General features: G+C 48.1%; 31 protein-coding genes. All 31 read right to left on the bottom strand.

From position 1 onward, the window contains the following. Positions 1-3 precede the first annotated feature (3 nt). Entirely contained in the window at positions 4-117 is a 114-nt protein-coding gene (gene rpmJ / locus ACSSVF_RS06210) for a 50S ribosomal protein L36 (RefSeq protein WP_325241676.1), read from the bottom strand. Between the two features lie 110 nt (positions 118-227). Next, entirely contained in the window at positions 228-1,541 is a 1,314-nt protein-coding gene (secY, locus tag ACSSVF_RS06205) for a preprotein translocase subunit SecY (protein ID WP_492406053.1), read from the bottom strand. Between the two features lie 24 nt (positions 1,542-1,565). Then, positions 1,566-2,003, bottom strand: a complete 438-nt coding sequence (gene rplO / locus ACSSVF_RS06200) for a 50S ribosomal protein L15 (protein ID WP_492406052.1) — start codon at positions 2,001-2,003, stop codon at positions 1,566-1,568. Beyond that, positions 2,003-2,200, bottom strand: a complete 198-nt coding sequence (gene rpmD, locus ACSSVF_RS06195) for a 50S ribosomal protein L30 (RefSeq protein ID WP_325241244.1) — start codon at positions 2,198-2,200, stop codon at positions 2,003-2,005. Before rpmD ends, rplO begins: the two co-directional genes overlap by 1 nt. 2 nt (positions 2,201-2,202) lie before the next feature. Continuing rightward, the gene (gene rpsE / locus ACSSVF_RS06190) at positions 2,203-2,709 is read right to left on the bottom strand and encodes a 30S ribosomal protein S5 (protein ID WP_492406051.1); all 507 of its coding nucleotides are present in this window, start codon (positions 2,707-2,709) and stop codon (positions 2,203-2,205) included. 15 nt (positions 2,710-2,724) lie between these two features. Further along, positions 2,725-3,078, bottom strand: a complete 354-nt coding sequence (gene rplR, locus ACSSVF_RS06185) for a 50S ribosomal protein L18 (RefSeq protein ID WP_055827104.1) — start codon at positions 3,076-3,078, stop codon at positions 2,725-2,727. 60 nt (positions 3,079-3,138) lie between these two features. Next, positions 3,139-3,672 carry a 50S ribosomal protein L6 gene (gene rplF / locus ACSSVF_RS06180; RefSeq protein WP_492406050.1) on the bottom strand — a complete coding sequence of 178 codons (534 nt, stop codon included), beginning with the start codon at positions 3,670-3,672 and terminating at the stop codon, positions 3,139-3,141. 12 nt (positions 3,673-3,684) lie between these two features. Beyond that, a complete protein-coding gene (gene rpsH / locus ACSSVF_RS06175; RefSeq protein WP_379032485.1) occupies positions 3,685-4,080 on the bottom strand; it encodes a 30S ribosomal protein S8 in 396 nt (131 codons plus the stop codon). Between the two features lie 14 nt (positions 4,081-4,094). After that, positions 4,095-4,400, bottom strand: a complete 306-nt coding sequence (gene rpsN / locus ACSSVF_RS06170; RefSeq protein WP_492406049.1) for a 30S ribosomal protein S14 — start codon at positions 4,398-4,400, stop codon at positions 4,095-4,097. 3 nt (positions 4,401-4,403) lie between these two features. Beyond that, positions 4,404-4,943 (bottom strand): 50S ribosomal protein L5, encoded by a 540-nt coding sequence (gene rplE / locus ACSSVF_RS06165; RefSeq protein ID WP_442584712.1) that lies wholly within the window; start codon positions 4,941-4,943, stop codon positions 4,404-4,406. 8 nt (positions 4,944-4,951) lie between these two features. Then, on the bottom strand, positions 4,952-5,269 hold the full coding sequence (gene rplX, locus ACSSVF_RS06160) for a 50S ribosomal protein L24 (RefSeq protein WP_492406048.1): 318 nt from the start codon (positions 5,267-5,269) through the stop codon (positions 4,952-4,954). A gap of 17 nt (positions 5,270-5,286) precedes the next feature. After that, positions 5,287-5,655: a 50S ribosomal protein L14 gene (gene rplN, locus ACSSVF_RS06155; RefSeq protein WP_019881229.1), complete on the bottom strand. Its 369-nt coding sequence runs from the start codon at positions 5,653-5,655 to the stop codon at positions 5,287-5,289. A 206-nt stretch (positions 5,656-5,861) separates the two neighbouring features. Then, on the bottom strand, positions 5,862-6,119 hold the full coding sequence (rpsQ, locus tag ACSSVF_RS06150; RefSeq protein WP_379032495.1) for a 30S ribosomal protein S17: 258 nt from the start codon (positions 6,117-6,119) through the stop codon (positions 5,862-5,864). Next, positions 6,116-6,310: a 50S ribosomal protein L29 gene (gene rpmC, locus ACSSVF_RS06145; RefSeq protein ID WP_055827124.1), complete on the bottom strand. Its 195-nt coding sequence runs from the start codon at positions 6,308-6,310 to the stop codon at positions 6,116-6,118. The genes rpsQ and rpmC overlap by 4 nt, the downstream gene beginning before the upstream one ends. Before the next feature lie 11 nt (positions 6,311-6,321). Then, on the bottom strand, positions 6,322-6,738 hold the full coding sequence (gene rplP, locus ACSSVF_RS06140) for a 50S ribosomal protein L16 (protein ID WP_055827127.1): 417 nt from the start codon (positions 6,736-6,738) through the stop codon (positions 6,322-6,324). After that, positions 6,722-7,438, bottom strand: coding sequence for a 30S ribosomal protein S3 (rpsC, locus tag ACSSVF_RS06135; RefSeq protein WP_379057012.1), 717 nt, complete (start codon positions 7,436-7,438; stop codon positions 6,722-6,724). The genes rplP and rpsC overlap by 17 nt, the downstream gene beginning before the upstream one ends. A gap of 1 nt (position 7,439) precedes the next feature. Next, positions 7,440-7,778, bottom strand: coding sequence for a 50S ribosomal protein L22 (rplV, locus tag ACSSVF_RS06130; protein WP_492406047.1), 339 nt, complete (start codon positions 7,776-7,778; stop codon positions 7,440-7,442). 9 nt (positions 7,779-7,787) lie between these two features. After that, positions 7,788-8,063, bottom strand: a complete 276-nt coding sequence (gene rpsS / locus ACSSVF_RS06125) for a 30S ribosomal protein S19 (RefSeq protein WP_091472934.1) — start codon at positions 8,061-8,063, stop codon at positions 7,788-7,790. A gap of 5 nt (positions 8,064-8,068) precedes the next feature. Beyond that, positions 8,069-8,902 (bottom strand): 50S ribosomal protein L2, encoded by an 834-nt coding sequence (rplB, locus tag ACSSVF_RS06120; RefSeq protein ID WP_325241270.1) that lies wholly within the window; start codon positions 8,900-8,902, stop codon positions 8,069-8,071. Positions 8,903-8,913: 11 nt separating this feature from the next. After that, positions 8,914-9,228: a 50S ribosomal protein L23 gene (gene rplW, locus ACSSVF_RS06115; protein ID WP_055827143.1), complete on the bottom strand. Its 315-nt coding sequence runs from the start codon at positions 9,226-9,228 to the stop codon at positions 8,914-8,916. After that, positions 9,225-9,851: a 50S ribosomal protein L4 gene (gene rplD, locus ACSSVF_RS06110; protein ID WP_325241274.1), complete on the bottom strand. Its 627-nt coding sequence runs from the start codon at positions 9,849-9,851 to the stop codon at positions 9,225-9,227. The genes rplW and rplD overlap by 4 nt, the downstream gene beginning before the upstream one ends. Further along, positions 9,851-10,501 carry a 50S ribosomal protein L3 gene (rplC, locus tag ACSSVF_RS06105; RefSeq protein ID WP_492406046.1) on the bottom strand — a complete coding sequence of 217 codons (651 nt, stop codon included), beginning with the start codon at positions 10,499-10,501 and terminating at the stop codon, positions 9,851-9,853. The genes rplD and rplC overlap by 1 nt, the downstream gene beginning before the upstream one ends. A 138-nt stretch (positions 10,502-10,639) precedes the next feature. Continuing rightward, positions 10,640-10,948: a 30S ribosomal protein S10 gene (rpsJ, locus tag ACSSVF_RS06100; RefSeq protein ID WP_018986280.1), complete on the bottom strand. Its 309-nt coding sequence runs from the start codon at positions 10,946-10,948 to the stop codon at positions 10,640-10,642. A 57-nt stretch (positions 10,949-11,005) separates the two neighbouring features. Next, positions 11,006-12,196 carry an elongation factor Tu gene (gene tuf / locus ACSSVF_RS06095; protein ID WP_442584715.1) on the bottom strand — a complete coding sequence of 397 codons (1,191 nt, stop codon included), beginning with the start codon at positions 12,194-12,196 and terminating at the stop codon, positions 11,006-11,008. Positions 12,197-12,232: 36 nt separating this feature from the next. Then, positions 12,233-14,326, bottom strand: a complete 2,094-nt coding sequence (gene fusA / locus ACSSVF_RS06090) for an elongation factor G (protein ID WP_492406045.1) — start codon at positions 14,324-14,326, stop codon at positions 12,233-12,235. Positions 14,327-14,381: 55 nt separating this feature from the next. Beyond that, positions 14,382-14,852: a 30S ribosomal protein S7 gene (rpsG, locus tag ACSSVF_RS06085; RefSeq protein WP_019881216.1), complete on the bottom strand. Its 471-nt coding sequence runs from the start codon at positions 14,850-14,852 to the stop codon at positions 14,382-14,384. A 97-nt stretch (positions 14,853-14,949) separates the two neighbouring features. Beyond that, positions 14,950-15,333: a 30S ribosomal protein S12 gene (rpsL, locus tag ACSSVF_RS06080; RefSeq protein WP_018987692.1), complete on the bottom strand. Its 384-nt coding sequence runs from the start codon at positions 15,331-15,333 to the stop codon at positions 14,950-14,952. A gap of 197 nt (positions 15,334-15,530) precedes the next feature. Continuing rightward, positions 15,531-19,790, bottom strand: a complete 4,260-nt coding sequence (gene rpoC, locus ACSSVF_RS06075) for a DNA-directed RNA polymerase subunit beta' (RefSeq protein WP_492406044.1) — start codon at positions 19,788-19,790, stop codon at positions 15,531-15,533. Positions 19,791-19,813: 23 nt separating this feature from the next. Next, on the bottom strand, positions 19,814-23,986 hold the full coding sequence (gene rpoB, locus ACSSVF_RS06070; RefSeq protein ID WP_492406043.1) for a DNA-directed RNA polymerase subunit beta: 4,173 nt from the start codon (positions 23,984-23,986) through the stop codon (positions 19,814-19,816). A gap of 229 nt (positions 23,987-24,215) precedes the next feature. After that, entirely contained in the window at positions 24,216-24,593 is a 378-nt protein-coding gene (gene rplL / locus ACSSVF_RS06065; RefSeq protein WP_492406042.1) for a 50S ribosomal protein L7/L12, read from the bottom strand. 34 nt (positions 24,594-24,627) lie between these two features. Further along, positions 24,628-25,125, bottom strand: coding sequence for a 50S ribosomal protein L10 (rplJ, locus tag ACSSVF_RS06060; protein WP_492406041.1), 498 nt, complete (start codon positions 25,123-25,125; stop codon positions 24,628-24,630). Positions 25,126-25,289 lie beyond the last annotated feature (164 nt).

Raw genomic sequence — 25,289 nt, 5'->3', positions numbered from 1 at the left:
CAATTAACCTTGACGTTGTTTATGACGTGGGTCTGTACAAATAACACGAACAACACCGCGACGTCTTACCACTTTACAGTTACGGCACAATGCTTTAACTGATGCGCGAACTCTCATCTTATTTCCTTTAGTTAATTCACTTACTTTGTGCGGAATGTTTATTCACACACGGGTTAAATCATTTAGCACTATCTTTGCAGGTACTCTGCCAATGGCAGACTACAAGGTTAGCGACCAGATCCTTTAAAATTTGCCTTTTTGAGCAAACCTTCATATTGCTGAGACATCAAGTGTGATTGCACCTGCGTCATAAAGTCCATCGTGACTACAACAATAATCAGCAATGACGTACCACCAAAATAAAACGGCGTATTAAATTTCAACACCAGGAATTCCGGCAATAAACAAACCAGTGTGATGTACAACGCACCGATCAATGTCAAACGTCCCATAATTCTGTCGATATATTTAGCCGTTTGATCACCAGGACGGATCCCGGGAACAAAAGCACCACTCTTCTTCAGGTTATCTGCAGTTTCTTTGGGGTTGAACACCAAAGCTGTGTAGAAAAACGCAAAGAACAGGATCGCGGCTGCAAACAACAAAATATACAATGGCTGACCTGGTGACAGTTTGGCACTGACATCCTTCAACCAATACATATGCTCACTACTTCCAAACCAACCGGCAAGGGTGGCTGGGAACAAAATAATACTTGAAGCGAAGATCGGTGGAATCACACCAGACATATTCAACTTCAACGGCAGGTGGGTAGATTGACCACCATAAATACGGTTGCCGACCTGACGCTTGGCATAGTTGACCGTAATCTTACGTTGACCACGCTCAACGAACACCACCAACGCCGTTACTAAAATCACCGCAACAAACAGGAAGATCACTAATGGGATAGAGAATGCCCCTGTTTTTGCCAAATCTAATGTACTGCCAATCGCATGCGGCAAACCAGCCACAATACCGGCAAAAATGATAATCGAAATACCGTTACCAATGCCGCGCTCGGTAATCTGCTCACCCAGCCACATCAAAAACATCGTGCCAGCGACCAGCGTGGTGACCGCAGTGATACGGAACGCCAAACCTGGATCAAGCACCAAGCCAGCCTGCCCTTCCAACGCAATGGCAATGCCAAGTGCCTGGAAAGTTGCCAGCAACACAGTGCCGTAGCGAGTGTATTTGGTGATTTGACGACGGCCAGCTTCACCTTCTTTTTTCAGCTGCTCTAACTGCGGTGAAACCACAGTCAGCAACTGCATAATGATGGAAGCTGAAATGTAAGGCATGATCCCGAGGGCAAACACGGTGAACCGTGACAATGCACCACCAGAGAACATGTTGAACATTCCCAGAATGCCATCCTTTTGCGTGTCGAATAGTTGCTTCAACACAGTAGGGTCAATGCCTGGCACCGGAATATGAGCGCCGAGTCGATAAACGATCAACGCCCCCAACAAGAACCACAACCGGGCTTTTAATTCGCCAAGTTTGCTTACGGAACTTAAAATATTATCCTGTGCCAAGCTGATACTCTCTTATGACAACAATTAAACTTCGAGTACTTTGCCGCCAGCAGATTCGATGGCTGCTTTAGCACCTTTAGTCAACAACAAGCCTTGAACCTGGACTTTAGTAGTGACATCACCTGACAAATACACTTTGACTGATTTCACAGAAGCTGGGACCAGTTTGGCTGCTTTTAAAGCCAAAATATCAATCACTTCAACATCAACCAAAGATAATTCGCTGGTACGGATACGTGCAGTATCAGCATGCGTCAATGAGTTGAAACCACGTTTAGGCAAACGACGTTGCAAAGGCATTTGACCGCCTTCGAAACCTACCTTGTGGAAACCACCGGCACGTGACTTTTGGCCTTTGTGACCACGACCACCAGTTTTACCCAAACCGGAGCCAATGCCACGACCTAAACGACGACGTTCCTTTTTAGCGCCTTCTGCAGGCTTAATCGTGTTCAATTGCATTATGCTTCAACCTTTAAAAGATAGCTTACAGCATTGATCATGCCGCGGATTTCAGGCGTATCTTGCACTTCAACTGTGTGGTGCATACGACGCAGACCCAAGCCACGTACTGTCGCTTTATGCGCTTCAATACGGCCAATCAAACTTCTTACTAACGTTACTTTTAAGTTAGCGTTTTCTTTTTTCGCTTTAGCCATGATTAACCTCTGATTTCTTCTAAGGTCTTACCACGTTTAGCAGCAATTTCAGCTGGTGTGTTCATGGAAGCAAGACCGTTCAAGGTTGCACGCACCAGATTGTAAGGGTTGGAAGAACCAAGACTCTTAGCAATCACGTTTGTGATACCCATCACTTCAAAAATAGCGCGCATCGTGCCACCAGCAATAATACCGGTACCTTCAGAGGCAGGCAGGATCAGCACTTTAGCAGCACCGTGTACACCGGTAACTCTATGATGCAAAGTACCATTCTTCAAATTCACTTTCACCATGCTGCGGCGGGCTTCATCCATGGCTTTTTGTACAGCCACTGGCACTTCACGTGCTTTACCTTTACCCATACCCACAGTGCCGTCACCATCACCAACCACGGTCAATGCAGCGAAGCTCATGATACGACCACCCTTAACCGTTTTACTTACACGGTTAACAGTAATCATTTTTTCACGCAAACCGTCTGTTTGCTGCTGTTCAAAATCTTTAGCCATTATTCATCTCACCCATTAGAATTTGAGACCATGTTCACGGGCAGCGTCAGCCAAAGCTTTAATACGACCGTGATACTTGTAGCCTGAACGATCAAAAGCAACGTCAGTGATGCCTGCTTTTACAGCTTTTTCAGCGATACGTTTGCCAATCAAGGTTGCAGCTTCGATGTTGCCACCGTTTTTCAGTTGTTGACGCACTTCCGCCTCAACAGTAGATGCACTCGCCAATACGCGATCACCTGTTTCTGTGATGATCTGTGCATAAATATTAGTATTGGTGCGATGTACACTCAAACGTGTCACTTTTAACTCGGCGATTTTGGCACGGGTTTTACGTGCTCTGCGCAATCGGTTATTAACGTTTTTCATTGAATTTACCTTTAATATTGATTCACTGTTCAGGCTATTGCTAGCCTAGAAGTGCTTTACTTATTTTTTCTTGGTCTCTTTGATGACAACCACTTCATCCGCGTAACGTACGCCTTTACCTTTGTATGGCTCAGGAGCACGGTAACCACGAATCTGCGCAGCGACTTGGCCAAGCACTTGCTTGTTTGCACCAGTCAACACAACTTCTGTTGGCGTTGGTGTTTGCACAGTCACGCCTTCAGGCATCTTGTGGTTGATCGGATGTGAGTAACCTAATTCCAGGTTCAATGTTGAACCTTGAGCATTAGCTTTGTAACCCACACCAATCAGTGTCAATTTACGGGTAAAACCAGCAGAAACACCTAGCACCATATTTGCCAGCAAGGCACGTATCGTCCCAGACATTGCTCGCGCATGCTGTGTTTCATTGTTAGCTTTCACCAACAACTGCTCACCATCACGTGTCACAGAAATATCTGCAGACAACGCTTGGTTCAGTTTACCCAGAGGGCCACTCACTGCAATCGCAGCAGGAGAGATCACGACTTCTACCTTGGCAGGAATCGCAACCGGATTTTTAGCAACACGTGACATATCAAACTCCTCTTAGGCCACGATGCACAAAACTTCACCACCGATACCGGCAGCTTGTGCTTTACGATCAGTCATTACACCTTTTGAGGTAGAAACGATGGTTACACCTAAACCGTTCATCACTCGTGGAATGTTTTGACTACCTTTGTATATACGCAGACCTGGCTTAGATACACGCTCAATCTTCTCAATTACTGGACGACCGGCATAGTACTTCAGGCTGATGTTCAAAACAGGCTTACCTTCATTGTCTTGAACGTTGAAATCTTCAATGTAACCTTCATCTTTCAGTACGTTTGCAATGGCGCCTTTAACTTTAGAGGCAGGCATTGAAACTGATGGCTTATTCGTACGTTGCGCGTTACGAATACGGGTCAACATATCGGCAATCGGATCACTCATACTCATGTTCTATTCCTCCGTTACCAGCTGGCCTTGGTGACGCCTGGTACATGACCAGCCATCATCAACTTACGCAACTCATTACGTGCGATACCAAATTTACTGAACACACCACGTGGACGACCAGTCAATGCACAACGATTACGTGTACGCACTGGGCTGGAATTACGTGGCAAACTTTGCAATTTTGAACGTGCAGCAAAACGATCTTCAACGCTTGCAGACTGGCTGTTAATGATCTCAACCAGTTCAGCACGTTTGGCTGCATATTTTTTTACGGTTTCGCGACGCTTCTGCTCGCGCTCTGTCATACATACTTTTGCCATGACTTAACCTCTAAAGGGGAAACTAAATGCAGCCAACAGTGCTTTTGCTTCTTCATCTGTTTGAGCTGTCGTGGTAATGGTGATGTTCATTCCGCGCAGAGCATCGATTTTGTCGTATTCGATTTCCGGGAAAATGATTTGTTCTTTAACACCCATGTTGTAATTACCACGGCCATCAAAGGACTTGCCTGAAATACCACGGAAGTCACGAATACGTGGAATAGCCACAGTAATCAGACGATCCAGGAATTCATACATACGCTCGCGGCGCAATGTGACTTTACAACCAACAGGATAGTCATCACGGATCTTAAACGCAGCAACAGACTTTTTAGCCTTAGTCACGATAGGTTTTTGACCAGCAATTTTTTCCATATCGGAAACTGCGTTTTCCATGACTTTCTTATCAGCCACTGCTTCGCCAACACCCATGTTCAGGGTGATTTTTTCGATACGTGGCACCTGCATTGAGGAGGAGTAGCCAAATTGTTCAGTCAATTTGGAAACCACTGTATCTTTATAGTATTGTTTTAAACGTGCCATATGTATTCCTATGCGTCGATTGACTCGCCGCTAGATTTGTATACACGAATCTTGCGACCATCTTCGAGTACCTTAAAACCAACACGATCAGCTTTTTTAGTTGCAGCGTTATAAAGCGCTACATTAGAAATGTCCAAAGGCATTTCCTTGCTGATGATGCCACCAGTAACACCACGCATAGGGTTAGGGCGAGTGTGTTTTTTAACCACATTCAAGCCTTCCACCACCACATGGCCGGTAGACAAGACGTTTAAAACAGTACCTGTTTTACCTGCGTCTTTACCTGTATTCAAAATGACCTGGTCACCTTTGCGAATTTTGCTCATTTATCGTCTCCCGCCTATTACAGCACTTCAGGCGCTAATGAAACGATCTTCATGAAGCGCTCACTGCGCAACTCACGTGTCACCGGGCCAAAAATACGTGTACCAATTGGCTCAAGCTTGTTGTTTAACAAGACTGCGGCATTGGCATCGAATTTAACTAAAGAACCATCTGGGCGACGCACACCTTTAGCGGTACGCACAACCACAGCATTGTAGATTTCACCTTTTTTGACGCGACCACGCGGGGCAGCATCTTTGATGCTGACCTTGATGATATCGCCAATGCTGGCATAACGACGCTTGGAACCACCCAAGACTTTGATACACTGCACGGAACGCGCACCAGTGTTGTCGGCTACTTCCAGCCGAGATTGCATTTGAATCATGAGAAATAATCTCCAACTTAATCCGTTATAACCACTACCAGCCGCTGCTTTGAACTTTCATTCAAGAACATTTTTCGGCCAATAGACCACGGTCAGTATTGGGGTGCCAGCTACATGCCAACTAAGGCGGACACCGAAAAGTCCAACATTATACAACCAAAAAAACGCTTATGACAAGCGCTTTTCCAGTTTTATATTTTGAAGCCTTATTTAGCTTCGATTTTGCTTACTACCCAAGACTTGGTCTTGGAGTATGGGCGTGATTCAGTAATTGTGACTAAATCGCCTTCATTGCATGCATTTGCTTCATCATGTGCATGAAATTTATTTGATTTAGAAACCACTTTACCAATCAGAGGATGCTTAACTTTACGCTCAACAAGCACAGTCACGGTTTTATCCATTTTGTTGCTTACTACGCGACCAGTCAAAGTGCGTACTACTTTCGCTTTTTCAGTCATCATGCTTGTTTCGCCTTCTCAGCCAGCACGGTTTTAACGCGAGCTACATCTTTACGCACTTTACCCAGCTGATCTGCTTTGTTCAATTGTTGAGTGGCTAATTGCATGCGCAGTGAAAACTGTGCGCGACGCAATTCAACCAACTCGGTGTTCAGCTCTTCAGCTGATTTTGCTCGAAATTCTGAAGCTTTCATTTCACTACTCCTTAACTGCCGATTTGACGGGTCATGAATGTAGTTTCAATCGGCAACTTAGCAGCAGCCAATTTGAACGCTTCGCGAGCCAATTCTTCACTCACGCCATCCATCTCGTACAACATTTTGCCTGGCTGAATTTGAGCGATGTAGTAATCAACACTACCTTTACCATTACCCATACGTACTTCAGCAGGTTTTTTAGAAATTGGCTGATCAGGAAACACACGGATCCAAACGCGGCCACCACGTTTAATGTGACGAGTCATCACACGACGTGCAGCTTCGATCTGGCGTGCGGTCAAACGACCACGACCAATCGCTTTCAAACCAAATTCACCAAAGCTTACCTTGTTACCAGTAGTCGCAATACCTTTATTGCGACCCTTTTGCATCTTGCGGTATTTCTGTCTAGCTGGTTGCAGCATCTTTAGCCCTCGGCTTTCTTACTTTTTTCTCTGGCTCAGCATCGGCAACAGCAGCATTTGCAGCAGCGTTATCACCAAAAATCTCACCTTTGAATACCCAAACTTTAATCCCGATGATACCGTAGGTGGTAGAAGCTTCTGCCACACCGTAGTCGATATCAGCACGCAGTGTATGGAGAGGCACACGGCCTTCACGATACCACTCAGTACGTGCGATCTCGATACCGTTCAAACGACCGGAACTCATGATCTTGATGCCTTGTGCGCCCAAACGCATTGCGTTTTGCATCGCACGTTTCATGGCACGACGGAACATCACGCGCTTTTCCAATTGCTGGGCAATGGATTGTGCGATCAATGTTGCGTCTAATTCTGGCTTACGCACTTCTTCAATGTTCAGGTGAACAGGCACGCCCATCAACCCTTGCAGTGAAGAACGCAAAGACTCGATGTCTTCACCTTTTTTACCAATCACAACGCCTGGACGGGCACTGTGGATGGTGATTTTTGCGTTTTTAGCTGGGCGCTCAATGATGATCTTGCTTACAGCAGCGCTAGCCAGCTTCTTATTCAAGAACTCGCGCACTTTAATGTCGCCTTGCAACATCGCAGGGAAGTTCTGGCTATTTGAGTACCAACGTGACGCCCAGTTTTTCTGAACGCTCAAACGGAACCCAATTGGATGAATTTTCTGTCCCATATTATTCCTTTGAGTCACCGACCGTCACATGAATGTGACATGTTGGTTTCGTAATACGACCAGCGCGACCTTTTGCACGTGCACGGATACGTTTCATGACAACACCTTTATCAACGTAGATTGAAGTCACCTTCAATGCGTCAATATCAGCCCCATTGTTATGCTCGGCATTGGCAATCGCAGACAACACGACTTTTTTGATAATCTCAGCACCACGCTTAGGCGTGAACGCAAGAATATTCAAAGCGTGATCTACTTTTTTGCCACGAACCAAGTCGGCCACCAAACGCGCTTTTTGCGGAGAAAGGTGTACGCCTTTTAAAATTGCAGTAACTTGCATATCAGCCCCTTACTTCTTCGCTTTTTTATCAGCCGCGTGCCCTTTGAACGTGCGTGTTAACGCAAATTCGCCAAGCTTGTGACCAACCATGTTTTCAGAAATCAACACAGGCACATGCTGTCTACCGTTGTGCACTGCGATGGTTAAACCAATAAAGTCTGGCAATACAGTCGAACGACGAGACCAAGTTTTGATTGGTTTTCTATCGCGGTTCGCTGACGCAGTTTCGACTTTTTTAGCCAAGTGAGCGTCCACAAATGGACCTTTTTTAATAGAACGTGCCATGGCGATTACCTTACATTTCTCGGACGACGACTTACGCGCATGTTATCAGTACGCTTATTCTTACGTGTACGATAACCCTTAGTTTTCTGACCCCATGGTGAAACTGGGTTCATACCAGCAGCAGTACGGCCTTCACCACCACCGTGCGGGTGATCAACCGGGTTCATCACCACACCGCGGACGGTTGGGCGGACACCACGCCAGCGCATCGCACCGGCTTTACCGATAGAACGCAATGAATGCTCTTCGTTACCCACTTCACCCAAGGTTGCCTTGCAATCTACGTGTACACGGCGAACTTCACCGGAGCGCAAACGCAACTGGGCGTAAGCACCTTCACGTGCCAGCAACTGGACAGAAGTACCGGCTGAACGTGCGATTTGCGCGCCTTTGCCTGGCTGGATCTCGATACAATGAATCGTGCTACCGACTGGAATGTTGCGCAAAGGCAAAGCATTACCAGCACGGATAGGCGCTTCAGAGCCACTCACCAGTTGCGCACCGGCAGCAATGCCACGTGGCGCAATGATGTAACGACGCTCACCATCCGCATAGCACAGCAACGCGATGTTGGCTGTACGGTTTGGATCGTACTCGATACGCTCTACAGTTGCAGGAATACCATCCTTGTTACGACGGAAGTCGATCACACGGTAATGCTGCTTATGACCGCCACCTTGGTGACGGGTTGTGATGCGGCCGTTGTTATTACGACCAGCATTTTTACTTTGACTTTCCAACAGCGGCGCGTAAGGCTTACCTTTGTGCAAATCAGGTGTGACAACCTTCAATACACCACGACGACCGGGGGAAGTTGGTTTGACTTTAACTAATGCCATGTCTTCTCTCCTTATTCGCCAGCTGCAAAATTAATTTCTTGACCTGGTTTCAGGCTAACGTAAGCCTTCTTCCAGTCACTACGCTTACCAGTACGGCGGCCAGCACGCTTCACTTTACCTGCAACGTTAATCACAGATACAGAAGCCACTTCGACCTTGAATACCAATTCAACAGCAGCCTTGATTTCTGGCTTGGTTGCATCAGTACGCACTTTAAAAGCAATTTGCTGATGCTTGTCAGCAATGAACGTTGCCTTCTCGGTAATTTGTGGTGCCAAAATCACTTGCAATAAACGATCTTGAGTTTTGGTTGCTGCGGTAATCATGCCAAGATCTCCTCAAGTTTTTTCACTGCACCAGCAGTGACCAAAACGTTAGGGAAACGCACTAGGCTGACCGGGTCAGCAAATTGCGCTTCAACTACCAGAACGTTTGGAAGGTTACGGGAAGACAAGTACAAATTCTCATCAAAACCATCGATCAATACCAACACACCACCGTCAACACCGAGTGCATTGATTTTTTGTACCAATTGTTTTGTTTTTGGTGTGTCGATAGTAAATGTATCAACAACCTTCAAACGATCCTGACGAACCAGTTCAGACAAGATAGTCTGCATGCCAGCACGGTAAGCCTTACGGTTTACTTTGTGGCTGTAGTTTTCGTTAGGGCTGTTAGGGAATGCACGACCACCTCCGCGCCAGATCGGGCTGGAAGTCATACCAGCACGAGCGTTACCAGTACCTTTTTGCGCATATGGCTTGTGGGTAGTGTGGGCAACAGTAGCACGTGTTTTCTGTGCGCGAGTCGCTGTACGGGCATTCGCCATGTAAGCAACAACAACTTCGTGCACCAGTGACTCGTTAAATTCACGACCGAAAGTTACGTCAGACGCATCAACGCCTTTTTTAGCAACTTTGCCGTTCAGATCAATCAGCTTTAATTCCATTATGCAGCCCCTTTCGCTTTGATGGCTGGACGTACAACAACATTGCCACCTTTGGAGCCAGGTACGGAACCTTTAATCAATAACAGATTACGCTCTACGTCTACACGTACGATTTCCAGGTTTTGGGTAGTGACTTTAACGTCGCCCAAATGACCAGGCATGCGCTTACCAGGGAATACTCGACCCGGATCCTGCGCCATACCGATAGAACCCGGTACGTTATGTGAACGAGAGTTACCGTGAGAAGCACGGTTAGAGGAGAAGTTGTGACGCTTGATCGCACCGGCAAAACCTTTACCGATGGATGTACCTGTCACGTCTACCAACTGACCGACGGAGAAAATATCAACAGTGACATTTCCACCGACCTGGAAGTTAGCCAGAACATCATCACCTACATTGAATTCTTTGATACCAGCACCAGCAGTTACGCCAGCTTTGGCAAAGTGTCCAGTCAACGCTTTGTTGATACGGCTAGCACGACGCTCACCGTATGCAACTTGCAGGCCTGTATAGCCATCAGTTGCAACTGTCTTTACTTGTGTCACGCGGTTAGGAATCACTTCCAGCACTGTTACAGGAACGCTTGCGCCTTCTTCTGTAAAAATGCGGGTCATGCCCACCTTGCGACCAATAAGCCCTAAGCTCATGATCAGTTCCTTATAATAGTTTAAAGTGGACGATTACAATTGACCGTCCACCGAAGAGCGCGGATTATACCGAACTATTCTTGATTTGACAATAGCCTTCAAATTGAAGGCCATGTCGAGAATGACAAACTTTTTGAATTACAGCTTGATTTCTACATCCACACCAGCTGGCAGATCCAGCTTCATCAATGCATCTACAGTTTTATCTGTAGGATCCACGATGTCCATCAAACGCTGATGGGTACGGATTTCGAACTGGTCACGTGAAGTTTTGTTCACGTGTGGCGAACGCAGAATATCAAAGCGCTCAATACGTGTTGGCAATGGCACCGGACCTTTTACAACTGCACCAGTACGTTTCGCAGTATCCACAATTTCCAAAGCTGATTGGTCGATCAAACGATAATCAAATGCTTTCAGACGGATACGAATTTTTTGAGCTGCCATGTTTTTTCCTTAAAAAGAGCAAAAGCGGCAGGAAATTCCTGCCGCCCATAAAATGAATTACTCGATGATCTTAGCTACAACGCCAGCACCAACAGTACGACCACCTTCACGAATCGCGAAGCGCAAGCCGTCTTCCATCGCGATAGGCGCAATCAGCGCTACTGAGATAGATACGTTATCACCTGGCATCACCATTTCGGTACCTGCTGGCAATTCAACTGCACCAGTCACGTCTGTCGTACGGAAGTAGAACTGTGGACGGTAGCCGTTGAAGAATGGCGTATGACGACCACCTTCATCTTTACCCAGCACGTAGATCTCTGCTGTGAACTTAGTGTGTGGCTTGATAGAACCTGATTTGGACAATACTTGACCACGCTCAACTTCTTCACGCTTGGTACCGCGCAACAATACACCTACGTTGTCGCCTGCTTGACCTTGGTCCAGCAATTTACGGAACATTTCAACACCAGTACATGTTGTTTTCAATGTTGGCTTGATACCAACGATTTCGATTTCGTCGCCGACTTTAACGATACCGCGCTCGATACGGCCAGTCACTACAGTACCACGACCAGAGATAGAGAATACGTCCTCTACTGGCATCAGGAAGGTACCGTCGATAGCACGCTCTGGCGTTGGGATGTAGCTGTCTAATGCGTCAGCCAATGCGAAGATGGCTGGTTCGCCGATTTCTGATTGGTCACCTTCAAGGGCCAGTTTCGCTGAGCCTTTGATGATCGGGGTGTCGTCGCCTGGGAAGTCATATTTAGACAACAGGTCACGCACTTCCATTTCAACCAGTTCCAGCAACTCAGCGTCATCTACCATGTCAGCTTTGTTCAGGAATACAACGATGTATGGTACGCCAACCTGGCGGGCCAACAGGATGTGTTCACGTGTTTGTGGCATTGGGCCGTCAGCAGCTGAACATACCAGGATCGCGCCGTCCATCTGGGCAGCACCGGTAATCATGTTTTTAACGTAGTCAGCGTGACCTGGACAGTCAACGTGCGCGTAGTGACGTGCTGCTGTTTCGTATTCAACGTGTGCTGTGTTGATCGTGATACCACGTGCCTTTTCTTCTGGCGCCGCGTCAATTTGATCGTAAGCCTTCGCTTCACCACCAAATTTCTTAGTCAATACAGTGGTAATAGCCGCTGTCAGGGTTGTCTTACCGTGGTCAACGTGACCAATCGTACCAACGTTCACGTGTGGCTTGGTACGTTCAAATTTGCCTTTTGCCATGATGTTTTCCTTTTAATTAAATCTGTATTAAATCAATTATTTTTTGTTGATGATTGCTTCAGCAACGTTCTTCGGTGCGTCGGAATAATGCTTGAATTCCATGCTGTATGTGGCACGACCTTGTGACAAGGAACGCACTACAGTGGAGTAACCAAACATCTCTGACAATGGCACTTCAGCTTTAATCGCCTTACCGCCACCAGGCATGTCATCCATACCCTGGATAATGCCGCGGCGTGAAGATAAGTCACCCATTACGTCACCCATGTAATCTTCAGGCGTTTCAACTTCTACTGCCATCATAGGCTCAAGCAATACTGGGTCTGCTTTACGCATACCATCTTTAAAGCCGATAGAAGCCGCCATTTTAAATGCGTTTTCGTTCGAGTCAACGTCATGGTATGAACCATCAAACAAGGTGACTTTCACGTCAACCACCGGGAAACCAGCCAATACACCGGCAGGAATAGTTTCACGCAAGCCTTTTTCAACCGCAGGAATGAATTCACGCGGCACGGTACCACCTTTGATCTGGTCAACGAACTCAAAGCCTTTACCAGCTTCGTTAGGTTCCATTTTGAGCCATACGTGACCGTATTGACCCTTACCACCGGATTGCTTAACGAACTTGCCTTCAACTTCGACTGATTTGCGGATCGCTTCACGGTACGCCACTTGCGGTGCACCAACGTTAGCTTCAACGTTGAATTCACGACGCATACGGTCTACCAGGATCTCCAGGTGCAACTCACCCATACCGGAAATAATCGTTTGACCAGACTCTTCATCTGAACGCACGCGGAATGAAGGATCTTCCTGTGCCAGGCGACCCAACGCCAGACCCATTTTTTCCTGGTCACTCTTGGTTTTTGGTTCCACAGCCACGTGAATCACTGGCTCAGGGAAAATCATGCGCTCAAGAATGATAGGCTTGTCAGGTGAACATAAAGATTCACCGGTTGTAACGTCTTTCAAGCCGATACAGGCGGCGATGTCACCAGCCAGAACCTCTTCAACCTCTTCACGGTTGTTTGCATGCATCTGCACGATACGGCCGATACGTTCTTTCTTATTCTTGATAGAGTTAAGAACGGTATCACCCTTGTTCAGCACGCCGGAGTAAACGCGGATAAACGTCAATTGACCAACGAACGGATCCGTCATCAATTTAAACGCCAGGGCAGAGAAGCCTTCTTTGTCGTCAGCTTTACGGCTGGCAGGCTTGCCGTAGTCATCTTCACCAGTCACATCATCAATATCGATCGGTGATGGCAGGAAATCAACAACCGCATCCAGCATACGCTGAACACCTTTGTTTTTAAACGCTGAACCACACAACATCGGCTGAATCTCACCAGCGATGGTACGTGTACGCAGCCCCAGAACGATGTCTTTCTCTTCCAACTCACCGTTTTCCAGGTACTTGTTCATCAAGTCTTCGCTGGCTTCAGCAGCTGACTCAACCATTTGCTCGCGCCACTTGTTGGCGGTTTCGACCAGATCAGCAGGAATATCACCGTAGTTGAATTTCATACCCTGTGAAGCCTCATCCCAGATGATGGCTTTCATTTTGATCAGGTCAACCACGCCAGTAAAAGTATCTTCACGGCCAATAGGGATCACCACAGGCACTGGATTCGCGCGCAAACGCGTTTTCATTTGGTCTACGACTTTGAAGAAATCGGCACCGGAACGGTCCATTTTGTTGACAAAGGCCAGACGTGGCACTTTGTACTTGTTGGCCTGACGCCACACAGTTTCAGATTGCGGCTGTACACCACCTACTGCACAGTAAACCATGCAGGCACCATCCAGCACACGCATGGAGCGCTCTACTTCAATGGTAAAGTCAACGTGCCCTGGGGTATCAATAATGTTGAATCGATGCTCAGGCAAGGAAAGGTCCATACCTTTCCAGAAACAGGTGGTCGCTGCAGAAGTAATGGTGATACCACGCTCCTGCTCTTGCTCCATCCAGTCCATAGTGGCTGCACCATCGTGCACCTCACCAATTTTATGGTTCACACCTGTGTAGAACAGAATACGTTCTGTAGTGGTTGTTTTACCTGCATCAATGTGCGCAGAAATACCAATATTCCGGTAGCGTTCAATAGGGGTTTTGCGTGCCACGATAGTTTACCTTTGCTATCAATTCAACTAATTATTAAAGAACGAGGTCGTTTAATTAAAAACGGAAGTGTGAGAAAGCTTTGTTAGCTTCTGCCATACGGTGAACTTCTTCACGTTTTTTCATTGCTGAACCACGGCCTTCTGAAGCTTCAATCAGCTCAGCTGCCAAACGCAGGCCCATGGACTTCTCGCCCCGCTTGCGGGCTGCATCACGCAACCAGCGCATAGCCAGCGCACTACGGCGGCTTGGGCGCACTTCTACAGGCACCTGGTAGTTTGCACCACCAACACGGCGACTCTTCACTTCAACGACAGGACGCAGATTATTCAACGCTGTGGTGAATAATTCCAGCGGGTCCTTACCGCTCTTGCTGGCCACCTGATCAAAGGCACCGTAAATGATGCGCTCAGCAACAGATTTTTTACCACCTGTCATCAGCACATTTACAAATTTGGACACTTCCTGGCTACCAAATTTTGGATCCGGCAAGATAATACGTTTGGGGACTTCTCTACGTCTTGGCATAACATTCTCTTTTCAATTAAATTTTTGCTAGCAATGACACTCGCAAGGCATTTCAGCCGCTATAAAAGTATGGAAAAACTTGTGCAAGCTTAATAAATTAAGCTTTAGCTTCTTTAGGACGCTTGGCACCGTATTTGGAACGTGACTGTTTACGGTCTTTCACACCAGCAGTATCCAAGCTACCGCGCACCATGTGGTAACGCACACCTGGCAAATCTTTTACACGGCCGCCGCGCAGCAATACCACACTGTGCTCTTGCAGGTTGTGGCCTTCACCGCCGATGTAGCTAATTACTTCGTAGCCATTGGTCAAACGCACCTTGGCAACTTTACGTAACGCAGAGTTTGGTTTTTTTGGAGTTGTTGTGTATACACGGGTACACACACCACGCTTCTGTGGGCAAGCTTCCAAAGCTGGAACCTTGCTCTTTGTAACCACTTTAACGCGTGGTTTACGTACTAACTGATTAATGGTTGGCATTGCCTTAACCTCTTCACCTTTTTTAAGAACCACCAATTTGAGCAGGAAGACTCAGCTTTGGTGGCATATCAACAATAATGCCTTATTGAGACAATAAGGCCATTCTGAGAAACCCAGCATTTTAGTAAATGAGTCAAGGGGTGTCAAGCATTATTCATGCGAGACACCCCTTGAAAACAGGGACAACAGTGATCGAATTACTCGGCTATGTTGTCGTCTGCAGCAGTCTCTTCTACCACTACTTCAGGTGCAAACATCGCTTCAGCGGCCAACATGGCTTGTGAAGGTTCTGCCACATTTGGTGTCAGTGATGCAATCGCTGCGCGCTTGCGGGACTCGTGATAAGCCAAACCGGTACCGGCTGGAATCAATCGACCCACGATCACGTTTTCTTTCAGGCCACGCAGATCGTCGCGTTTGCCCAAAATAGCCGCTTCAGTCAACACGCGGGTGGTTTCCTGGAAGGAAGCCGCCGAGATGAACGAATCGGTAGACAGCGAAGCTTTGGTGATACCCAGCAACACGTACTCGAAAGTAGACGGACGCTTATCTTCAGCAACTACGCGTTCGTTTTCAGTCAACAGATCTGCACGCTCTACTTGTTCACCAGTAATGAAGCCTGTATCACCGGCATCCGTCACACGTACACGGCGCAACATCTGACGTACGATCACTTCAATGTGCTTGTCGTTGATCTTCACGCCTTGCAAGCGATACACGTCTTGCACTTCATCGATGATGTAACGTGCCAGCGCCTCGCGGCCTTGCAGACGCAGAATATCTTGCGGATCAGCCGGGCCGTCAACAATAGACTCACCCTTAGTCACCACTTGACCATCATGCGCAGTCACGTGCTTGTCTTTAGCGATCAGGAACTCGCTGGTAATACCATCCAGATCCGTGATGACTAAACGCTGCTTGCCTTTGGTATCTTTACCGAACGAAACAGTACCTGTCACCTCAGCCAGCATGCCGGCATCTTTTGGTGAACGCGCTTCGAACAGTTCAGCTACACGTGGCAGACCACCGGTAATATCACGGGTTTTGGAAGATTCTTGCGGGATACGTGCCAGCACTTCACCCACGCCAACTTCCTGACCATCTTTCACCGTGATAATACAACCCAGCTGGAAGGTCACGTTCACTGGCGTATCTGTACCAGCGACTTTGACTTCCACACCGTTCGCATCCAGCAATTTCACTTGCGGACGCAGGCCTTTGGACTGGCCAGCACGTTGTTTAGGATCGATCACCACCAGTGAAGACAAACCGGTCACTTCATCTACCTGTTTGGCTACGGTCACGCCTTCTTCAACGTTCTCGAATTTCACATGACCAGCGTACTCGGTAATAATCGGGCGGGTATGTGGATCCCATGTCGCCAATGCCTGACCGGCTTTCACTGTTTTACCATCTGTGATGGTCAGTGTCGCACCGTAAGGCACTTTATGACGCTCACGCTCACGGCCATTTTCTTCAGAAATCACCACTTCGCCATTACGCGAAATCACGATTTGCTCGTTACGTGAGTTAGTCACATAGCGCATGGTTGACGTAAAGCCAGCCACACCGTTCGACTTACTCTCAACCTGAGACACAGAAGCCGCACGCGATACCGCACCACCGATGTGGAAAGTACGCATGGTCAGCTGAGTACCTGGCTCACCGATAGATTGCGCCGCGATCACACCAACAGCTTCACCCATACTGATCAACTTGCCGCGACCCAGGTCACGACCATAACACTTGGCACAAATACCGTAACGCGTATCGCAAGTGAGTGCAGTACGTACTTTGACCTCATCAATACCCAGGGCATCGATTTTTTCTACTTCATCTTCACCCAACAATGTACCCGCTGAATAGATGACTTCCTGCGTTTCAGGATGCAGAACATCAAGGGCTGCAGTACGACCCAGGATACGGTCATGCAATGGCTCGACCACTTCACCACCTTTTACCAAGGCTTTAGTGACCAAACCTTCAACTGTACCGCAATCCAGCTGCGTGACAACCAGATCCTGTGTCACATCTACCAGACGGCGAGTCAGGTAACCTGAGTTCGCTGTTTTCAATGCCGTATCAGCCAAACCTTTACGAGCACCGTGGGTAGAAATAAAGTACTGCAATACGTTCAGGCCATCACGGAAGTTCGCCTTAATCGGCGTTTCAATAATGGAACCATCCGGTTTCGCCATCAGGCCGCGCATACCAGCCAGCTGACGCACCTGCGCGGCAGAACCACGAGCACCAGAGTCGGCCATCATGTAAATCGCGTTAAACGACTCCTGACGTACAGCCTTGCCGTCTTTCATGACCACATTGCCATCAGCGTCTTTTACATCTTCTTCGCGCAACTGTTTCATCATGGCGTCAGCCACTTTGTCACCGGCACGACCCCAGATATCGACCACCTTGTTGTAACGCTCACCTTGTGTCACCAGACCGGAGACATACTGGTCTTCGATCTCTTTCACTTCAGCGTCAGCAGCAGCGATCAATTGCTCTTTCTCTGGCGGCACCAACATATCGTTGATGCTGATAGAGATACCTGCTTTAGTCGCGTAGGAATAACCGGTATACATCAGTTTGTCAGCGAAAATCACTGTTTCACGGATGCCTACTTTACGGAAGCTGGCGTTGATCAGGCGTGAAATTTCTTTCTTTTTCAGTGCCTTGTCGATGTAGCTGTATGGCAAGCCAGGTGGCAGGATCTCAGACAGCAATGCACGACCAACAGTCGTGTTGTAGCGATTGATCTTTTCAGTCTTCTCACCGGCAACATCCAGCTCAAACTCTTTAATACGCACAGTCACTCTGGCATGCAGATCAATCAGGCCCTGGTCGTACACACGCTGTACTTCCTTGATATCACTGAAGATCATGCCTTCACCGCGTGCAGACACTTTTTCGCGGGTCATGTAATACAGACCCAAGACGATATCCTGTGACGGCACAATGATTGGTTCGCCGTTGGCTGGAGACAGCACGTTGTTAGACGCCAGCATCAATGTGCGGGCTTCCATCTGCGCTTCCAGGCTCAATGGTACGTGTACCGCCATCTGGTCACCGTCAAAGTCGGCGTTAAAGGCTGAACACACCAGCGGGTGCAACTGGATCGCTTTACCTTCGATCAACACTGGCTCAAACGCCTGGATACCCAGACGGTGCAGTGTAGGTGCACGGTTCAACAATACCGGATGCTCGCGGATCACGTCTTCAAGGATATCCCAGACTTCTGGTCCTTCCTCTTCAACTTTCTTCTTCGCAGCCTTGATGGTGGTAGCCAGACCTAATACTTCCAGTTTGTGGAAGATGAAAGGTTTGAACAGTTCCAGCGCCATTTTCTTAGGCAGACCACACTGGTGCAATTTCAATTGCGGACCAACCACGATCACGGAACGACCGGAGTAATCCACACGCTTGCCCAGCAAGTTCTGACGGAAACGACCGCCCTTACCTTTGATCATGTCAGCCAGTGATTTCAGCGGACGCTTGTTAGCACCCGTCATCACTTTACCGCGACGACCGTTATCCAGCAGTGAATCCACCGCTTCTTGCAGCATACGTTTTTCGTTACGGACGATGATTTCCGGTGCTTTCAACTCTAACAAACGCTTCAAACGGTTGTTACGGTTAATCACACGGCGATACAGGTCGTTCAGGTCAGACGTTGCGAAACGGCCACCATCCAGTGGTACCAAAGGACGCAACTCTGGCGGCAATACCGGCAGGATTTCCAGGATCATCCACTCTGGCTTGATGCCAGATTTCTGGAATGCTTCAAGCACTTTCAGGCGCTTGGCAATTTTCTTGATCTTGGCTTCAGAACCAGTGGCAGACAACTCGCTACGCAAAGTTTCGATTTCACGGTTGATGTCCATCGTGCGCAACAACTCACGAATCGCTTCAGCACCCATCACGGCGTTGAATTCGTCACCGTATTCTTCTACCTTGGCGATGTAGTCATCTTCCGTCAGCAATTGACCACGTGTCAGTGGTGTCATGCCTGGGTCGATCACGATGAATGCTTCAAAGTACAGTACACGTTCGATGTCACGCAGAGCGATGTCCAGCACCATACCCAAGCGGCTAGGCAGGGATTTCAGGAACCAGATATGCGCCACTGGTGAAGCCAGTTCGATGTGGCCCATGCGCTCACGACGCACTTTGCTCAGTGTGACTTCAACGCCACACTTCTCGCAAATCACGCCACGGTGCTTCAGGCGTTTGTATTTACCGCACAAACACTCGTAATCTTTGATAGGGCCAAAGATTTTAGAGCAGAACAAACCGTCCCGCTCAGGTTTGAAGGTACGGTAGTTGATGGTTTCTGGCTTTTTAACTTCGCCATAAGACCATGAGCGGATTTTTTCAGGTGAAGCCAGCGCAATCTTGATTGCGTCGAACTCTTCTTCTTGCGTAACCTGTTTAAATAAATCTAATAACGCTTTCATAGAGACTCTCCTTAATGGCGGGATTAATTACGGTCTAAATCGATATCAATAGCCAGTGAACGGATTTCTTTCACCAACACATTGAATGATTCAGGCATACCCGCATCAATTTTGTGCTCACCCTTGACGATGTTTTCGTACACTTTGGTACGGCCATTCACGTCATCCGATTTCACAGTCAACATCTCTTGCAAGGTGTATGACGCACCATATGCTTCCAGTGCCCAAACTTCCATCTCACCGAAACGTTGGCCACCGAATTGTGCTTTACCGCCCAATGGTTGCTGTGTCACCAGACTGTAAGGACCGGTAGAACGTGCGTGCATTTTGTCATCAACCAAGTGATGCAGTTTCAGCACGTGCATGTAACCCACAGTGACCGGACGCTCGAAAGCATCACCGGTACGGCCATCAAACAATTTAACCTGTGTCTTACCTGCGTGGAACTGCAGTTTCTTGGTATGTTCATCGTCGTCCGGGAAAGCCAGGTCCAGCATGGCTTTAATATCGGATTCAGCAGCGCCGTCAAACACCGGAGTCGCAAATGGCACGCCGTGTTTCAGGTTAGTTGCCAGGTCAATCACTTCAACATCTGTCAGGCCGGCAATGTCTTCTTTCTTGCCAGTGCTGCTGTTGTAGATCTTGTCCAGGAAGCCACGGATTTCAACCACTTTGGCTTCGGCTTGCAACATATCGCCCAGGCGCTTGCCCAGACCTTTAGCAGCCCAACCCAGATGCGTTTCCAGAATCTGGCCGATGTTCATCCGTGAAGGAACGCCCAATGGGTTCAACACGATGTCCAACGGCGTACCATCGGCCATGTGCGGCATGTCTTCAACCGGGCAAATCTTGGAGATCACACCCTTGTTACCGTGACGACCCGCCATTTTGTCACCAGGCTGGATACGACGCTTCACTGCCAAATAGACTTTGACCATTTTCTGAACACCAGGTGGCAATTCGTCACCTTGAGTCAGCTTACGCTTCTTCTCTTCAAACTTGTTGTCGAACTCGACGCGTGCCTGGCTGAGGCTGTCTTTCAATTGTTCCAGTTGACGGGCCGCTTCTTCGTCGTTCAGACGAATATCAAACCAGTCATAACGGCCAACGCTTTCCAGGTATTCAGCAGTGACGCTGTCGCCTTTTTTCAGCTTGTTAGGGCCGCCAGTAGCCGCTTTACCTGTCAGCAAACGGCTGATACGGCCAAACGCGTCATCTTCAACAATACGCATCTGGTCGCCCAGATCTTTTTTGTAGTGAGACAACTGGTCATCAATAATCTGCTGGGCACGGGTATCACGGTCAATGCCTTCACGCGTGAACACTTGTACGTCGATCACTGTACCTGTCATGCCAGAAGGCACGCGCAGGGAAGTATCTTTTACGTCAGAAGCTTTTTCACCGAAAATCGCACGCAGCAATTTTTCTTCCGGCGTTAAAGTCGTTTCACCTTTTGGTGTCACTTTACCCACCAGTACGTCACCTGCTTCAACTTCAGCACCGATGTAGATAATGCCGGAGTCATCCAGACGGCCCAGCATACGCTCGGACAGGTTGGAAATATCACGGGTAATCTCTTCAGGTCCCAGTTTGGTATCACGTGCCACTACTGACAACTCTTCAATGTGGATTGAAGTGTAACGGTCATCAGCCACTACGCGCTCGGAGATCAAGATCGAGTCTTCGTAGTTATAGCCGTTCCAAGGCATAAAGCCTACCAGCATGTTTTGACCTAAAGCCAATTCACCCATATCAGTTGACGCACCATCTGCAACTACGTCACCGCGAGCGATGACATCACCCACTTTGACCAATGGACGCTGGTTGATGTTGGTGTTCTGGTTAGAACGTGTGTACTTGGTCAGGTTGTAGATATCCACACCGACTTCATCCGCTTGTGCTTCAGCATCGTGTACACGGATCACAATACGGCCTGAATCGACGTAATCAACGATACCACCGCGACGGGAAGTAACAACAGTACCCGAGTCAATCGCAACCGTACGTTCAATACCAGTACCTACCACGGCTTTTTCAGCTCGCAGACAAGGCACAGCCTGACGTTGCATGTTGGCCCCCATCAATGCACGGTTCGCATCATCGTGTTCCAGGAAAGGAATCAATGAAGCCGCCACAGACACAATCTGTCCTGGCGCCACGTCCATGTACTGTACGCGCTCTGGCTGCGTCATGGTGAATTCATTATGGAAACGCGCAGAGATCAAGTCTTCTTTAAAGCTGCCGTCTTTCGCCACTTCGGTGTTTGCCTGGGCAATCACATACTGGCTTTCTTCAATCGCAGACAGGAAGTTGATCTGATCACTGACTTTGTTGCCTTCGACCAAGCGATAAGGTGTCTCAAGGAAACCATAATCATTGGTACGCGCATACAGCGCCAGAGAGTTGATCAAACCAATGTTTGGACCTTCCGGCGTTTCGATAGGACATACGCGGCCATAGTGGGTGGTATGTACGTCACGCACCTCAAAACCGGCACGTTCACGTGTCAAACCACCAGGGCCCAGGGCTGAGATACGGCGTTTGTGCGTAATCTCGGACAACGGGTTAGTCTGGTCCATAAATTGTGACAATTGGCTGGAGCCAAAAAACTCACGGATCGCGCTGGAGACTGGTTTGGCGTTGATCAAATCATGTGGCATCAGATTCTCTGATTCCGCTTGTGACAAACGCTCTTTCACTGCACGCTCAACACGTACCAGACCGGCACGGAACTGGTTCTCAGCCAATTCACCGACTGAACGGATACGGCGGTTACCCAGGTGATCGATATCGTCAATCTCGCCGCGACCATTGCGCAGCTCAATCAGCACACCGATCACGGCCAGGATGTCTTCGTTAGACAACACATTGGCACCGGTATCGCCTTGTGGGCCCACTTTTTCGTAGAAACGGCGGATCCAGGTGGCAGAACGGTCTTCCAGCTTGGTTGGGTATGCACGACGGTTAAACTTCATGCGGCCAACGACTGACAGGTCGTACCTATCTTCAGAGAAGAACAGGCCGTTAAACAAGGCTTGTACTGCATCTTCGGTCGGTGGCTCACCAGGACGCATCATGCGGTAAATCGCCACGCGTGCGCTGTACTGGTCAGGGATCTCATCACTGCGCAATGTTTGCGAGATGAAATCACCGTGATCCAGGTCATTGGTGTAAATGGTATCGACTTCGCTGATTTTGGCAGCGACTAATTTTTCCAGCAATGCTGGCGTGATTTCGTCGTTGGCATTGGCAATCAACTCACCGCTTTCGGTATCGATGATATTTCTGGCAACTGCGCGACCCATAATAAAGTCGGTAGGCACAGCCATGGCTTTAATGCCGGCTTTTTCGATATCACGGATGTGTTTCACCGTTACGCGCTTGTCTTTAGCAACCAGCACGGTGCCGTCTTTATCGGCAATATCAAATTTCGCCACTTCGCCACGCAGGCGATCAGCCACTAACTCGAATTCCAGGCCTTTAGGGCCAATGTGGAAAGTGTCAGTGTCGTGGAATGTTTCCAGGATCTGTTCCGGGTTGTAGCCCAATGCCTTCAGCAGGATAGTCACTGGCATTTTGCGTCTACGGTCAACGCGGAAATACAGGTAATCTTTAGGGTCAAACTCAAAGTCTAACCATGAACCACGGTAAGGAATGATACGTGCTGAGAACAGCAACTTGCCTGAGCTGTGGGTTTTACCACGGTCATGCTCAAAGAACACGCCCGGGCTACGGTGTAGCTGGGACACGATCACGCGCTCAGTACCGTTAATTACAAAAGAACCATTCTCGGTCATGAGTGGCAATTCACCCATGTACACTTCTTGCTCTTTGACTTCTTTCACCGTTGGCTTGGAAGCTTCACGGTCCATAATGGTCAGGCGTACTTTCACGCGCAACGGCACAGCATAGGTCAGGCCTCGTTGTTGACATTCTTTGACGTCAAACGGCTCTGCACCTAACTGGTAGCTGACATAATCCAGACGTGCATTCTCTGAATGGCTGACGATAGGGAAAATTGAACGGAAAGTTGATTCCAGGCCCTGGTCTTTACGTTGGTCTACTGCGACATTTTCTTGCAGGAATGATTTGTAAGACTCCAACTGCATAGCCAGCAGATAAGGAACCTCTTGAACACTGTCGCGCTTGGCAAAGCTTTTGCGGATGCGTTTCTTTTCGGTAAAGGAATAGCTCATAGCGTCTCCTGAGATTTTGAGGGTAGAAGACAAAACACTTTTCATCCACTGCAATGTTTTGATTTCTAACTTCGTATTAAAAACAGCCACTTAGATAAGGTTAAATGCGGCCATAACACTACTTTTACAACACCTGCACTGACAATCACAGCATATGAATAATCTGCAACGCCAGAAACGGCGAAGGCCGACGGTTGCCCGTCAGCCCAGCCAGTAGCACAATGATGAATTATTTCAATTCAGCAGTCGCGCCAGCTTCGATCAATTTCTTGATAGCAGCTTCAGCGTCAGCTTTGCTTACGCCTTCTTTAACTGCTTTAGGTGCGCCGTCAACGACGTCTTTAGCTTCTTTCAAGCCCAGACCAGTCAATTCACGCACAGCTTTAATCACGCTAACTTTGTTGTCGCCAGCGCTGTTCAAGATCACATTGAACTCAGTTTGTTCAGCAGCAGCAGGAGCAGCAGCACCGGCAGCACCGCCACCAGCAACTGCAACAGCAGCAGCAGAAACGCCAAACTTCTCTTCGATTTCTTTGATGAATGCGGTCAGCTCTAATACGGTCTTGCTACCAATTGCATCCAAAATATCAGCATTTGAAATTGCCATGATAATAATTTCCTAAAATAAATTTGATTAAAAATTAAGCGGCTTGCTTTTCTTTTTCGTCGCGTACTGCTGCAACGGCACGAGCAAACTTGGTCGGGATTTCGTTGAGCATGCCAGCCAGTTTGGACAGCAACTCATCGCGGCTCAATGTTGAAGCCAGTGCTTGCACACCAGCAGCGTCTAAACGCTCATTAGGCATCGCGCCTGCAACCAGCTTGAACTGATCATTGCTTTTAGCAAAGTTGTTCAACACTTTAGCAGCCGCCACCGGGTCAGCAGAAATACCGTAAACCAGTGGACCAACCATGTCGTCAGCCAATGCTGCAAAAGGCGTACCTTCTACTGCACGACGAACCAGGGTATTTTTTAATACACGCAGAAACACACCTGCTTCACGTGCTTCAGCACGCAGTTTCGTCATGTTGGCAACGCCAATACCACGATACTCAGCAAGAATGATTGACTGTGCATTCGCCACTTGGGCGCTTACCTCTGCAACGACTTCTTTTTTCTCTGTAAGATTAAGACTCAAGGTCTGTTCTCCTTCCGTTAATGAAAGCCCGACTTGCATCGAGCCACTCACGGCGTCCTTGTTCAGGGCATGGAAATATCCTGTGTTGGGGATCGCCATCTGCGCTGGTTTCAAACACTTGCAAACAGAGGATTTCTCACCCATTCACAACGTGTTTTTCAATT

The sequence above is a fragment of the Methylophilus sp. E2MeOHC9 genome (assembly GCF_058744375.1).
Note: the sequence above shows the minus strand (reverse complement) of the source record. Positions and strands in the feature narration are given on the sequence as shown.